Source organism: Sphingomonas sp. 179-I 2A4 NHS, assembly GCF_045369135.1.
Taxonomy (GTDB): Bacteria; Pseudomonadota; Alphaproteobacteria; order Sphingomonadales; family Sphingomonadaceae; genus Sphingomonas.
In genome coordinates this window covers 1-13,444 of the sequence record NZ_JBIQFL010000018.1, presented here as the reverse complement: position 1 = coordinate 13,444, position 13,444 = coordinate 1, and the positions used below count along the sequence as shown (strand labels likewise).

Here is a 13,444-nt window from a genome sequence, read left to right as displayed (position 1 = left end):
CACATCCATGGCGACGCACCCTGACTCCGTCACGTCGAAGAACCGGAAACCGGCTGTTCTCGGTCGCAGCGCCGCGACCGGCCGCTTCGTCATGGCCCCGGTCGCGACCAAGAAGGGCACCGTGTCGGACAAGCAGATCACCGCCGCGGTGAAAAGCGTGCTCGCCAAGAAGAAGTAGATTGGCGGCGCCTGCGACGTCGGCCGACGACGTCTTCATCAACTGCCCCTTCGACGACGCGTTCGCGCCCACGTTCCGCGCGCTCATTTTCGCGATCATCGTCTGCGGCTTCCGGCCGCGCTCCGCGCGCGAGCTGGACGATGGCGGGCAGACCCGGATCGACAAGATCCTGAGCCTCATCGAGGAATGCCGCTACGGCGTGCACGATCTATCGCGCACCGAGCTCGACGCCGTCCACAACCTGCCGCGCTTCAACATGCCGCTCGAGTTGGGCCTGTTCCTGGGCGCGAAGCGCTACGGCGGCAAGCACCAGAAAGCCAAGCGCGTGCTGATCCTCGACGTGGAGCAGTACCGCTATCAGCGGTTCATCTCCGATCTCGCCGGCATGGACATTCACGAGCACGGCGGCGCTCCGATGCGAGCGCTGCAGGAAACGCGCGACTGGCTCGCCAACGTGTCGCGCCGCGAGCTGCCGAGCGCCGACCGGGTGCGGCGCGTATACGAGGCGTTCAGAGCCGATTTGCCGGACCTTGCGGCGGCGCTCGAGTTCGATCCCGACCGCATCCCATATGTCGACTTCGAGCGGCTTTTGGCGAGGTGGCTGTTGGAAGCGCCGGCCGCGGTCGGCGGCGCATAGGATCATCTAGCTCGTTACGCTATCAGAACGATAATATATCTTATGTTAAATCAATGGCTTAGCAGATTTCCGGCATCGTTCTTGCAGAGACTGACGTGGCTTTTTCGCAGCTAAGGCTTGCCAGTCAGTCGCGAGTTAGCCGCGCCGTCGTTCTCGCGCGCGAGCGTGTCGCGGATCTTCGTAAAGATCCTGCAGCGCGCGCAGCCGAAACGCATTCCACCAGCGTTGCCAGCGATGCTCCTCGGCATCGTGGAGCATGTGACATCGCTGGCATAGCGCGGCGAGATTGCGCGGCGCGCTATTGCCAGGATCATGATCCAGATGCGCGCAGGCCAGCACGACATAGGTGATCCGCACGACGTCGAGCGCGAAGAGGTCGCCGACCTTCACCCGTCGCCCCTCTCCCGATCGCCAGCATCGCGCTTCGCTATCCCACCAGCGCCCATCGCCCAGATGCGCGACGTGCCGAAGATGCGGTCGCCGGCAGCGTTCGCAGCGCCCTCCTGCCCGCACGAACCGGATCTGGTCCGACAGCAGCGGCCAGTCGATCGGGTACAGCCAGCGGTTTTCGGGGCGGATCGGCATCCATGACTCTATGAGTCATGCGAAATGAGAACAAAAGGAAAATCTCGTTCCCTTCATGTTCTTATCCAGCATATCATGCGCGCATGTCCGCGTGTGTGATTCCCCTGTCCCAACCGATGCCGATCGCCGATCTGCCGCCAGCGTTTCGCCTGAGGGTGGTGAGCGCGGCCGGCGCTGGCTTCCCCTCGCCTGCCCAGGACTGGGAGGAAACCGCGATCGATCTCGTGGCGCTGCTGCGCCTCGACCGCGCCGCCAGCTTCGTGTTCCGGGTCAGCGGACAGTCCATGATCGACGCTGGAATCTATGATGACGACGTGGTGGTGGTCGATCGCGACGCCACGCCGGTTAGCGGCCGCATCGTCATCGCCGTGGTCGACGGGGGCTTCGTGATCCGCCAGTTGGTCTGGCGCGACGGCAAGCCGGTCCTCGAGGCCCGCAACGCGCGGATGCGCTACGACGCGGTGATCGCGGATGAGAGTGTCGAAGTGTGGGGCGTCGTCCGCGCCTCCGTGCGCAACCTGCAGGGCTGACCGCCATGTGGGCGATCGCTGACGTCTCCAACTTCTATTGCTCGTCGGAGAGGGTATTCGACCCGTCGCTGCGCGATAAACCGCTCATCGTGCTGAGTAACGGGGACGGCTGCGCCATCGCGCGCTCCGAGGAGGCCAAGGCGCTGCACATCAAGATGGGTGCGCCGATGTTCAAGATTCGTGATATCGTCCGCGAGCATGGCATCCAATACCGCAGCAGTTCCTACGAATTGTATGCCGACATGAATCGTCGCTTCAATCAGGTCCTCGCCGAGCACAGTTGCACGGTCGAGGTGTACTCGATCGACGAATCGTTCTTTCGCCTGCCGGTGCTCCCGAACGGCCTGGGCGACGTGGCGGCCGCGCACCGCGTGATCGCGGCCGTCAAGCGTGCGACGGGCCTGCCGATCCGCATCGGGCTTGGCCCGACCCGGACGCTGAGCAAGGTTGCCAACGCCCTCGCCAAGGCGTCGGAGAAGGTCTGGAAGGGCGTGGTCGACCTGCACGACATCGAGCTGCGGCGGCGCCTGTTCGCGCAATGGCCGGTCGAGGAGGTCTGGGGCATCGCGCGAGCGATGACCGAGCGGCTGCGACCGCTCGGCGTCAGGACGACGGCCGATCTTGCCGCCCTCCCCCCGGAGGTCGCGCGCGACGTGGGGACGGTGATGCTGGAGCGGCTCGTGCGCGAGCTGAACGGCGTCGAATGCACCGATTTCGAGCCGGAGCCGCCCCCGTCCAAGGCGACCGCGGTGACCCGCTGCTTCGGTGAGCCGGTGCGCGAGGTCGCGGCGCTGCGCGAGGCGATGGTGCGCCGCGCGGTCCGCGCGGCCGAGAAGATCCGCGCGCAGGATCTCGCTGCCACCCGCCTGATCGCCTTTGCCCACGGAAGCCGGTTCAAGCCCAACGCGCCGTCCGCCTCGCGCATAGCGCGGCTGTCGCCGGCGACCAATGATCCGCGCGTGATCGGCGGTATGGCGGGCCGCATGGCGGATGTCATGTACGAAACTGGCGGCGTCTACACCAAGTGCGGCGTCATGCTCGAGGGGCTGGAGCCGATGACCGCGCACCAGGCCGACCTGTTCGCGGTGCCCGATCCGCGATCCCCTGCCCTGCTCGCCGCGATCGACGGGCTCAACGGGCGGTTCGGCCGCAACACGATGCGGCTTGCCTCCGAGGGCTTTGGCCAGAAGAGCTACGACACCAAGCGTGCTTTCAAGAGCCCGTCCTGGACCACGCGGATCGATCAGGTGCCGATCGCGCGGTGAGATCAATAGCGATAGCCTGCCTGCCGGCAGGCCGCTGCCAGCTTCATCACTCGCCCATCCTTCGCGCCGTACTGGCGCAACCGTGCGGAATAGCTGTAGGCGCTTGCAATCATAGCGGCGTGTGCTCGCAAACAGCCTGATTTCCTGCTCACGCTTTCTGCCACTGGCGGGGAGCGTCCTGCTCGAATTATCTGCCAGTGTGCTCGCCATCATCCGGCGCTGCTTGCAAACGGGGCGTTGTGCTCACGCTCCGTGCCAATGGGCTCTCCAAACCCGTAGCCGGCAAGCGCTTTTGCGAAGCAGGTTTCCAGAACAGTTCTGACAAGCGGCGGGCCGCAGAAATGCGTTGTCGTCATGGCCCGCCCGCGAGGTCGTCAGAAAGGAAGGTTTTCGCGAACAGGGCCAGCGCATAATAGGCGATGACACCACGCAAGCGGAAAGGGTGCGATGACCAAAACCGAAATGCTGGAGACGATGAAACGCCTCGACGCCCATGCGAATGCCCTGCTGCTGATCGGTGCTTCCGATATCGATCTGCTCGGCGGCATGTTCGACGTGATGCCGGACTTCAAGGCGCTGCTCGATGCCGGATACGGCGAAGAGATCGAGAGAAACGCCGGTCGCTTCCCCGGCCTGCACCGCTACGCCGTCATGCTCTCAAATATCGCCGAAGGGATCGCGGACGGCTCCATCCGGGTGCCACGCTGACGCCACTCCCGCTGGCAGATAATGTGAGCAGACCTTTATGATTGCGAGCAGCGCAGGATGATGGCGAGCACATTGGCAGATAGCGCGAGCAGATCGCCGAGCCGGTTGTCAGATAATCCGAGCAAAAAAAGGCTCTGTTTGCAAGCAAACGCCGCTACGATTGCAAGCACCTACAGGTAGGTGCGGCTGCCGTGCATCAGCAGTTCGTCTGCGAGCAACGGGTGAAGATAATCGGCAGGCCGGCCCAGCCGATTGATGGCGGCTTGCAGGCGATCGACCTCGGCTCCGTTTCCTTCGCTGCTGTAACTTTCAGCCAGATGATCACGCAGGTCTTCGCGTAAATCCTCTGCGCCGGGTCCGGAGCGCGCTATGATCCGGTCGACGTCGGCGAAATACGCGCGCCACAGACGTTCGGCTGCTGGATCGACGAAGGCGGGCGTCATGCGGGAACTCCATCGATCATATGCTGAACCGAAGTGCTGAGCTTGACCCAGGATGGACGCATCGCATCGAGCGTCGCTCGCCCCTGCGGGGTCAAGGTGTAATATTTCCGCGGCGCACCGCCATCACCATCGCCTAGGCGGGCGGCGATCAGGCCATCCTTCGCCAGTCGCAGCATGAGTGGATAAAGGGTGCCTTCGGGCACATCCAGCGTGGCGCGCCTGGCGATGCCGGAAATCAGCTCGAAGCCATATTGCTCACGCTCGGCGAGCGACAGCAGAATGACGAACTCCAGCACGCCCTTCCGCAGCTGAACCTCCCAACGGGCTATAGCGTCGGCCGAATCATCGGATTGCCTTGTCATGCAAGGGTTATGCGGAACATTACCTTGCAATGCAAGTAACTTTTGGCTCCTCGTGTCGAGAATCCGCGTCGCCGCAGTTTGACCGTCGACGAAGCGTGCACATCCCAGCTGAGACGCTCAGGGCAGGCGTCAGGCCTTGTTCAACAGTCCCGGCCGTTTTCCGAACATTGGCATTCGGGTCGCCCGGAGCCGCCATTAGCGCGGGCAACGTTCATCAACCCCGTTCGAGATACAATGTGCAGGAAAGGTCCGCCTACGGAAGCTATCTGCACCGAGGGGTCCGATAGCTGCCCGACAGCGATGTCCCCACAATTCGCCATTTGGGACGGTTGAGGCCGTCCCGTTATTAGATCCCATGCGAGACGGGATCGCTATGCGTTGGGGTGTCATTCCGCCCCCAACCGGACCCGGCCACCAGCGGCGCATTTTTCAACAGCCCCTACCGTTTCGCGCATCGTGGCCGCGCACCGCCAGCAGCAAGGAGAGTGAGTATGAAGCGCGGCCATGACCTGTCCGGCATCATGAAGTTCGCCACATCGCCCGCCTGGGCCGACCATTTGCGCGATGCCCTGGACGATCATCTTGGACCGGCGATGGAGGAATTCGAGTTCGAGTTCGAAGACCTTGTCGAGATCGTCAGCGACCATTGGGCCGGCGTACTGTGGGGATGCGCGTTCGAAGATCTCCTGACGCGGACCGTCGAACCCGGCGCGCTGAACCTCGTCGACGATTATATCCGACGTCGCGGCTGGAATGAGGCCGGCCCCGCCAAGCTCTATATGCGTGCGCTGCAATCTTCGGTCATGAGCCTCTACGAGGTCAGCGACGTCGAGGCTGGCAGCGGATTTCTTGTTCGTGATCTCATCCGGGGCGGTGACGCGGTCCGCGTCACCGAACGCAGCGCCTCGCAGACGCTCAAACAATGGGACAGGATCGGTACGCGGGTCGTCATTGTGGGCGGAAAGCATCTCCTATCGGGTGGGGTGCTATCGTTCACGATGGAGGCAACCGACGCTCTCATGGCCGATCTTCGGCGCGTGGAGGGAAAGCGCAGTCCGTGCAGCCAGCTGGCGCTCACCGACGCCAAGCTGCGCGCGCTTCCTTCACTCCTCAGTACGGCATGGCTGTTCGACGTCGTGCCCCGGGCAATGGGTGCGATGACCGTACCGACGCTGCACAACGGCGATGGTGAGGAAGTGGTGTTCCACCGCGTCCGGTTCCCCTTTGCGCGGGGCGCAACCCATGCGCTGATCGGCGACCAGCTCGATCTTTTGCCAGCCATGCAGCGCGAAACTTCGCATGTCTGGAACTGGCTTGGCGAAAAAACGACATCGACCCGGAAGGGCACAGGCCACATGGCCTGGGGTGTGACGATGATGGACGGCACGCCGGTGCTGGGCAATATCGAGCTGAAAGGGCGCGCGCTGATCCTGGCCGTTACCTCCGCCGAGCGTGCGGCACGCGGCACGGCCCTCCTGGCAGACACATTGGGCGACTTGGTCGGCACGCCGCTTAGCACGATCGAGACTGTCGAACAGGCCATGACCGCACATCGTGAAAACCGGCCTGAGCCGGCACCAGCCATCGCGCCTGAGGTGGCAACCCCACTCGTCCATGCCATGCTCGATCGTCAGTATCGCGCTACGCTGGACGAGCCCGTCGGCATGCTAGGCGACATCACGCCGCGCGCTGCAGCCCGGACCGCAGCGGGCCGCCAACGTCTTTCGGCATGGCTGAAGCATCTGGAGAACCGCAGCGGCAGTCAGCCGGATCCGAATGATCCGATGGCCACTTACGATTTCACCTGGATGTGGCGAGAACTCGGTATCGAGAAGCTGCGCAAATAGCGCTTCGATCCCCGCAAAAACTGGCAGGCACCAGCCGGTGTCGGCCTACCGTGAGTCTGTGTCCAAATAATGCACAGGGGCCATCTGGCGGGTCTGATTTAACACGGACGAGAACCTGAGGTCTTGTCCAGTCGCGAGGTGCGCCATTGCAGTGGGACATTTGCGAATGTCGGCCTCTAGCCACTCCAGTCCCGCCTTATCGAGCAAACGGAGCAGGGCATCATCGCTTTGCGGCGGTGACTTTGCGATCATGGCAAATAGTCGCTGCCCGCGGACTCGCGCCCTTGGCGGTTTGCCTACGTAGGGTGAACGGACCATCCGGGCTATCAGGCGATCTCCGCATGTCCGGCGTGCCTCGCCTAGGTCGGCATCGGTGCAGCCCCTACGGACTGCGATCGCGTAAACCGGAAAGCCGTAATCGTCTCCCAGGTAGCGGACCGCCATTGCCGGTTCGGACCGTTCGGGAAAGAAGCGGACCGGGTCGAATGCAAGTGCGCGAGTCCGTTCCTGGAAATCGTATGCCCGCGGAGCGTCCTGTGCCGCCAAGGGCGCGGCTTGGCCGAGGACGAGCGCAGCGGCGATGCAGGCAGATCGGATCATGCTCATACATCACACGGCCTGTCCGGGCTGCATAGCCAGTTTCGCTGGCGTCGCGAATGCCGCCTACCCCCAACCCAGTCAGTCCACTTAGGGTGTCATTTCGCCCTCAGCCGGAACCGACCCCAGTAAGTTTTTATTATTACAAATATATTCAGCTTTTTCTACTAAGCAGAATTGGAGCTCCTGATTATTAGCTTTATTAGTATTTTGCTTTCCCTAACCATAGCTCTGCTTGTAGATTTACTCTGGCGAGCAGAAGCGAGAGCTGGCAAAATATTGTTAACAGCCGTTACGATGGCTACACTGATCGTCGCAATTGGGTTCGCTCAGGTAGGCTCATCCGAACAAACGGACCCTTTAGTTCCTTGGATTGCCATCTTGTCAGCGACGCTCCTGTTAAAGTGGCTTCATACCATATTCCGGGAAACGGACGGAAAATGACGCAATTCCTCTGCTTGGGGGGACCCGGATACCGTCTAAGGTTATTAGGGGCCGGACCGCTTTTTCGGGATGCGCTGTCTTACGTTGAGCAGACCTACATATTCATCTAGCATCGCGATACGCCCTGCCTGCCGACACACGGTGCCGGCGATGGGGGTCAGCAAGGTTTTCAGCGCCGTTGACCCTTGAAACGCTAAACGCTCCGGTCCGTTAAGGCCGCGCTTCTCTCTGCCCGTCGCCTCGAAACAATGTTGAGCGCTTCGACCGCAGCAGAAAATGCCATCGCGGCGTAAATGTAGCCTTGTCAGCGATTGAGGCCGGGTTAGGAGTATCAGTTCTGCCGATCAGCACGACGGGGGCACATGCCGTTCGCACCAGCCCCATCTTCGCTGCAGAAGCACCACTAGTACTGTCTGTCTATGCGTGGGAAGCTGGAGGAGCGACGGGCGAACTGGTTGCCGCGATGACCGATGTCATATCCGAGCGAGACTGTTGAAAAACGCGTGCTTGCGACGGCGATGGAGGCGTGATTCACTCTTGGCAGACGGCAAGGGATCACGGACATGATGGGACGGCAGGTGGCACAGGGCGCGCTGTTCTACGGCTTCCGGCTTGATGAGCATGTGCCGGTTGACCACCTGCTCCGACGCATCGACGGCGTGTTGGACTTCGGCTTCGTGCGCGAGGCACTGGCGTCGAGCTACAGCGCGAGTGGGCGACCCTCGATCGACCCGGAGCTGATGCTCAGGATGCTGCTGGTTGGCTATCTGTTCGGCATCCGCTCGGAACGGCGTTTGTGCGAGGAGGTGCACCTCAACCTCGCCTATCGTTGGTTCTGCCGGCTTGATCTGGCCGACCGGGTGCCCGACCACTCCACCTTCTCCAAGAACCGGCACGGCCGCTTCCGCACCTGCGACCTGCATCGCCTGCTGTTCGAGCAGGTGGTCGCACGATGCGCCGTGGCCGGGCTAGTGGCGGGGCGCGACGTGGCGGTGGACGGCAGCACGATCATGGCCGACGCCAGCCGCGAGAAGAAGCTGAAGGGGGCCGACGCCGCAGACGAGCTTCGTGGCAGGGAAAGCATATCGCGACCCGTCGCCGAATACCTGGCGGCGCTCGATGCCGCGTTGCCGCCGGGCCCCGACGAACCGGCGCCCGTCGATCCGACCAGCATATCGCCGACCGACCCGCAGGCGGCGCTCACCTGCAAGCACGGACCGGCGCGATACGCATACGCCATCAACCCCCTGCTTGACCTCGACACCGACTGCATCCTCGACGTGGAGGCCACGCCCGCCCGCTTCGCAGCCGAGGTGGCGGCGACCCGGACGCTGGTGTCACGCGCCGGCATCAGGCTGGGCATCGAACCCGCCAGTCTCTCGGCCGACAAGGCGTATGGTAGCGGTCCGCTGCTCCGCTGGCTGATCGACCGGAACATCACGCCATACATCCCGGTCATCGACCGGACCCGCCAGCGGGACGCCTTCTTCACCCGGGATGCCTTCCGCTACGACCGGGAAGCGGATGCCTACCGCTGTCCGGCGGACAAGCTGCTCGGCTATTGCGGCACCAACCGGACCAAGCAGGTGCGCGTCTACCGAAGCCGGCCGGCCGATTGCGCCGCCTGCGAGCTGAAGCCGCAATGCACCATCGGTCCGAAGCGGGGTGTCACCCGGCTCGTCAGCGAGGAAGCCCGCGATACCGTGCGCGCCCTTGCCGGCACCAAGGCCTATGTGCACGCACGGCGTCGAAGACAGCGGATCGAGCGCGTGTTCGGCCATCTGAAACGCAACCTGGGGCTACGAACGCTCAAGCTGCGGGGCCTGTCAGGAGCCGCCGAGGAGTTCACCATGGCTGCCGCGGCATACAACCTTCAGTTGCTCGCCCGGCAGGCCGCGGCGGCCTGATACGCGGCGTATCCCCGGTGGCCGGCGTCACCAGCCATCCGCCACGCCGATTTCGCGCAAGCCTTTTTCAACGGTCTCGAGCGCTAACGAGAGCTAAGCCTCAAGCCAGGCATGCTCTCAAAAACCGAGCGTATATCTGGGTCCGTTCTATGTACCGACCCCTTTATTGCAGTTCCAGGCGATCATCATTGCGAGCCGCTACATCTATCGATCCGTTCAGAAGCCGTTAACCATTCCAGTCGGTCCAGGTTCCCGTATTCGTTAGCGGTTGAGGTTGAAGGGCATAAAGATTGACCATGGCCTTAGATCGACGACAGATGCTGCAACTCGGGACCCTGATTGCCGGTGGATGGGCCGTCAGCTCAGTCCTGAAACGAACTGCACCGATCGGCCGGGATGTCGCTAATCCCGAGGCACTGGCGGCTATCTTCGACGACCGAAGATCTCCTGCGAGTGGCCCGCCTACAGCGTCGCTCCGTTTGGCGGCCTTTACCGACTATCGATGCCCTGCGTGCAGGCGTGCATTCCCGGCCATGGAGGAAGCGATCCTGAGCGACGGAGATGTCCGCGTCATCTACAAGGACTGGCCAATTTTCGGACCGCCCTCGGAGCGCGCTGCGCAAGTTGCGCTCGCAAGTGCCGAGCAGGGTATTTACCCGGCGGTTCACAAGCAGCTCATGATCGACAGCAGAACCATCAGCGACAGCGTTTTGCAAGATATCGTCGAAAAAGCAGGCGGTAATTGGAAGCGTATGAGTGCTTACCTAGTATCACACGACCAGCAGATCATGGCGCAGCTGCGTGCCAATGGGGCGCAGGCTCTCACCCTCGGGCTGGCGGGGACACCGGGCTACCTTGCCGGATCGGTGCTGGTAGTGGGCGCTATCGACAAAGCTGATTTCCTTAGGCTGTTCGCGCGCGCACGCAGTTCGAGGAAATGATATTGGACTGCACACCTACCGATCTGGTTTTTGTTAAATTGCCATGCTCATTATGTCTTTGTACGCTGAGAGAACCTTATTGCGCACTTGCAGCGTCGCCTCAAACCCGATTGAAGCCGCTTGCCGGGCAAGCATAACCTTTGCGATATCGGTGGTTTCGCCCCGTTCATAGGCGACCGTCAACGCCCCGGCCTTTGCACCTGTTTCGTTTACTTTTAGCACCTGTTCTACAATTGTCGATGCGAAGCTGCTATTCGCTCCAGTAGCCGAGCCAACTGAGCCAGGGCCTTCAACTTTTTGCAGCACTTGGCTCATGGCCGCATCAAACGTAGGCCTTGCAATCCCGCCAGCGCTTGCCGGCGACGCCGCACTGCTGTTGACGACATTTCGGAGGGCGGAATTCCGGTCGAGAACCGCACTTCGCAAGGCCATGACATCACTGACCGAAATATTGCTCACAACAATCTCCCAAGCGAAACGGTAGCTGGGAAGCGTTACGAGATGGTTAAAAAACCTTAGGACAGATTGCCGATGTTTTAAGGGGACCGGCGCAGCCGCGTTGCTCGGGGCGAAGAGGCTTGCCGGTCTGCTCGTGTGCGCCTCTGGAACGTGCACCGCCGAAGAACCCTGAGGGGTAAGCTTCGCCGTCGCGTAAAATAAGATGCGGCCTGTCATGTTCAGACAACCTTGGGGTCGGCCCGCGGTTGGGGATCACGAGATGGCCTGTGTTGCAACGCATCGCGCCGAACGAACGGCGGAAGAGCGATCACGGTCCTTTCATATCCTCAACGTTCTACGCGGTCTCGCCGCTATGAGCGTCATCACCTTGCATTATCCGCAAGCCTTTGCGCCTTTCGTAGCGAGCGGAGCATACCTTGCCGTTGACCTGTTTTTTGTCATGAGCGGCTTCGTGCTCGCCCGCGCTTACGATGTAAGGCTTCAAGACGGAATGGGTGGCAGAGCGTTCATCGTCACTCGGCTGATACGCCTTTACCCATTCTATATCCTGGCCCTGGCGCTGGGCACCGTTGAATTAGCATACTATTATCGAAACGATCATCTCGCAGCAGAGATAATACTGTCCAGCGTCTTCAACTTCGTGATGTTGCCATCGCCGCCTGTGGGCATCCCCTACCAACCGCTGTTTCCTGCCAACTTCGTAGCTTGGACTCTTTCATTCGAGCTGTTCGCGAACGCTGCTTACGGCTTTGGTTTTGGGGTTCTAACTCACAAACGACTGGGAGTGATCGTTGGTATATCGGGTTTGATGCTTTTGGCATTGGCGCTCGTTCGCGGCAATCTCAATGGAGGAGCATATTGGCCTGATGCTCATCTTGCCGCAATCAGGGTCACCTTTTCATTCTTTGTCGGAGTTTTGATTCATCGCGCGCGGGAGACAGGAAAACTAGCACCGCTATTTTCCGTGAAATTACCCCAAATCATCATCATCGCAATCACGGTCGGTGCCCTTGGTTCACCCATATCACCTGTTTTGCGGGGGTTATTCGATGCGGCCTGCGTGCTGCTCGTCTTTCCACTGATTGTAGCCGCTTCGATTGGACGCAACCCTGTACCAAGCCGAGGAATGTGCGCTTTCCTCGGGGAAATTTCTTATCCCATCTATGTCTTGCAAATCCCCGTCTTCACGATTGGGGTAATGGGCCTGCCCAAACTTCTACCAGGTCTGCCGCAATTACCCGCTCCCTGGTCCGGGATTCTCCTGCTGGCTGCACTCTGCACCGCGTCCTGGTTCATGGCCACGCGCATCGATATCCCGCTGAGGCGCCGGTTGAACGCTGCGGTACTGCGGCATCTCCAACCTGGGTAGAGGCTTAACCCCACTATTCATGAGGCCACCGCTCTGGGTTCGTCCGAGCATGATTTGTCGGTCGCCGGGTGATCAGGGCAAGCGCCTCCGGCGGCGTTTTTTCACCGCGTCAGGATCAATGGGCTTTTCGAGGTTGAAGGACGAGGGCTTGGGCTTTCGGCGGCACTGCCGGGCTAGTTATGTGGGTGCCGGCCGGAGGCCGGTGGCAATGGCTCTGAACAGGCTGGCATCGGGGCAGGCTGACGCGAAGGCGACGCGGATGCGCGTAGCGGTTTCGATGACGCGGGCGGCGACCTTGAGCAATCGCAGGCGCAGCGTTGCGAACTCGGCAACGGCGAGCGGGGCAGCCTTCGGGATTTCCTGCTGGATGCGCCACACGAGCCAGTAGGCGGCGGTGTGCAGGATGATGCGCATCTGGTTGGCGTTGGCAGATCGGCACGAGGTACGATCGCTGGCGAGCTGGGTCTTGTGGCGCTTGATCAGGTTCTCGGCGTTGCCGCGAGCGCAGTAGAGGGTGTCGTAGATTTGCTCAGCCGAGCCTTCGGCCAGCGAGGTGACGACATAGCGGATATCCATGCCCAGCGTGCTGGCCTCGATCCGGGCGACGACGCGGCGCTGGCACTTCCAGCTCTTCGCGCCGTAGCGGGTCTCGGCATAGTTGCGCAGGACCGGGTATTGGCGCTGAGCCCGCTTAACCGCGCAGGCATCAGCGGCAGCGACGATTTCGGGATCAGCACGCAGCGCGGCGTTGGTTGGCAGGCCGAACACGTAATCGACGCCGGCCGGCTCGCAAAAGGCCATGACCTCGGGTCGGCCATAGTGCCCGTCGCCGCGGATGGTGATGTGCGTTTCGGGCCAGTGCCGGCGCAGATGGCGCACCAGGCGCCGGATGTGGCCGGCAGCTTCGGCGCCCGACGGTGTCTTGCCGGTGCGCAGTAGCATCGCCACCGGTCGGCCGGTGGCAGTGTCGTAGACATGGATCGGCAGGAAGCAGCGCTCGCCATGATGCCCGTTCCAGAAGGAGAGCTGCTGATAGCCATGAACAACATCACAGGTGTCATCGATATCCAGCGTCACCGCCGCCGGCGCGGCAGGGTAACTGGCGCAGTAGATGTCGATCATCGCGGACATCATCCTGGCCAACTCGCGTGTGGTCGGCGCATTTTCCCACC

Annotated in this window: 14 protein-coding genes; 9 read left to right on the top strand and 5 right to left on the bottom strand. The window is 61.8% G+C overall.

Features of this window, described 5'->3' with window-relative positions; all coding sequences use genetic code 11:
• The first annotated feature begins 7 nt into the window (after positions 1-7).
• Positions 8-178: a hypothetical protein gene (locus tag ACH0CP_RS17765; RefSeq protein WP_231902866.1), complete on the top strand. Its 171-nt coding sequence runs from the start codon at positions 8-10 to the stop codon at positions 176-178.
• Between the two features lies 1 nt (position 179).
• On the top strand, positions 180-815 hold the full coding sequence (locus ACH0CP_RS17760) for a hypothetical protein (protein ID WP_037447200.1): 636 nt from the start codon (positions 180-182) through the stop codon (positions 813-815).
• Between the two features lie 135 nt (positions 816-950).
• Here ACH0CP_RS17760 and ACH0CP_RS17755 read toward each other — a convergent pair whose 3' ends face one another.
• Entirely contained in the window at positions 951-1,400 is a 450-nt protein-coding gene (locus tag ACH0CP_RS17755; RefSeq protein WP_007406364.1) for a hypothetical protein, read from the bottom strand.
• A gap of 116 nt (positions 1,401-1,516) precedes the next feature.
• Here ACH0CP_RS17755 and ACH0CP_RS17750 point away from each other — a divergent pair, with 116 nt between their 5' ends.
• The 3 genes from ACH0CP_RS17750 (at position 1,517) to ACH0CP_RS17740 (ending at position 3,903) form a co-directional block, all read left to right on the top strand.
• The gene (locus ACH0CP_RS17750; protein WP_007406310.1) at positions 1,517-1,930 is read left to right on the top strand and encodes a LexA family transcriptional regulator; all 414 of its coding nucleotides are present in this window, start codon (positions 1,517-1,519) and stop codon (positions 1,928-1,930) included.
• A 5-nt stretch (positions 1,931-1,935) separates the two neighbouring features.
• Positions 1,936-3,195, top strand: coding sequence for a Y-family DNA polymerase (locus tag ACH0CP_RS17745; protein WP_069321268.1), 1,260 nt, complete (start codon positions 1,936-1,938; stop codon positions 3,193-3,195).
• 462 nt (positions 3,196-3,657) lie between these two features.
• Positions 3,658-3,903: a hypothetical protein gene (locus ACH0CP_RS17740; protein ID WP_007406343.1), complete on the top strand. Its 246-nt coding sequence runs from the start codon at positions 3,658-3,660 to the stop codon at positions 3,901-3,903.
• A gap of 170 nt (positions 3,904-4,073) precedes the next feature.
• On the opposite strand, the gene ACH0CP_RS17735 is transcribed toward ACH0CP_RS17740, so the two are convergent.
• Together ACH0CP_RS17735 and ACH0CP_RS17730 are read right to left on the bottom strand one after the other, a co-directional pair.
• Positions 4,074-4,346, bottom strand: coding sequence for a hypothetical protein (locus ACH0CP_RS17735; RefSeq protein ID WP_406890190.1), 273 nt, complete (start codon positions 4,344-4,346; stop codon positions 4,074-4,076).
• Positions 4,343-4,642 (bottom strand): PadR family transcriptional regulator, encoded by a 300-nt coding sequence (locus ACH0CP_RS17730; protein WP_197419178.1) that lies wholly within the window; start codon positions 4,640-4,642, stop codon positions 4,343-4,345. Before ACH0CP_RS17730 ends, ACH0CP_RS17735 begins: the two co-directional genes overlap by 4 nt.
• A 557-nt stretch (positions 4,643-5,199) precedes the next feature.
• On the opposite strand from ACH0CP_RS17730, the gene ACH0CP_RS17725 reads away from it, so the two are divergent.
• From ACH0CP_RS17725 to ACH0CP_RS17715, 3 genes are all read left to right on the top strand, one after another.
• Positions 5,200-6,555: a hypothetical protein gene (locus ACH0CP_RS17725; protein ID WP_035386735.1), complete on the top strand. Its 1,356-nt coding sequence runs from the start codon at positions 5,200-5,202 to the stop codon at positions 6,553-6,555.
• Positions 6,556-8,159: 1,604 nt separating this feature from the next.
• Entirely contained in the window at positions 8,160-9,503 is a 1,344-nt protein-coding gene (locus tag ACH0CP_RS17720; protein ID WP_016510730.1) for an IS1182 family transposase, read from the top strand.
• A gap of 296 nt (positions 9,504-9,799) precedes the next feature.
• Positions 9,800-10,444 (top strand): DsbA family protein, encoded by a 645-nt coding sequence (locus ACH0CP_RS17715; protein WP_066760183.1) that lies wholly within the window; start codon positions 9,800-9,802, stop codon positions 10,442-10,444.
• 33 nt (positions 10,445-10,477) lie between these two features.
• On the opposite strand, the gene ACH0CP_RS17710 is transcribed toward ACH0CP_RS17715, so the two are convergent.
• Complete coding sequence (locus tag ACH0CP_RS17710; protein ID WP_198010940.1) at positions 10,478-11,119, bottom strand: flagellar hook-basal body complex protein FliE; 642 nt, start codon at positions 11,117-11,119, stop codon at positions 10,478-10,480.
• Positions 11,120-11,162: 43 nt separating this feature from the next.
• Here ACH0CP_RS17710 and ACH0CP_RS17705 point away from each other — a divergent pair, with 43 nt between their 5' ends.
• The gene (locus ACH0CP_RS17705; protein WP_198010941.1) at positions 11,163-12,272 is read left to right on the top strand and encodes an acyltransferase; all 1,110 of its coding nucleotides are present in this window, start codon (positions 11,163-11,165) and stop codon (positions 12,270-12,272) included.
• A gap of 177 nt (positions 12,273-12,449) precedes the next feature.
• On the opposite strand, the gene ACH0CP_RS17700 is transcribed toward ACH0CP_RS17705, so the two are convergent.
• On the bottom strand, positions 12,450-13,444 hold a 995-nt coding region (locus ACH0CP_RS17700; RefSeq protein WP_279333708.1), incomplete at its 5' end, for an IS1380 family transposase.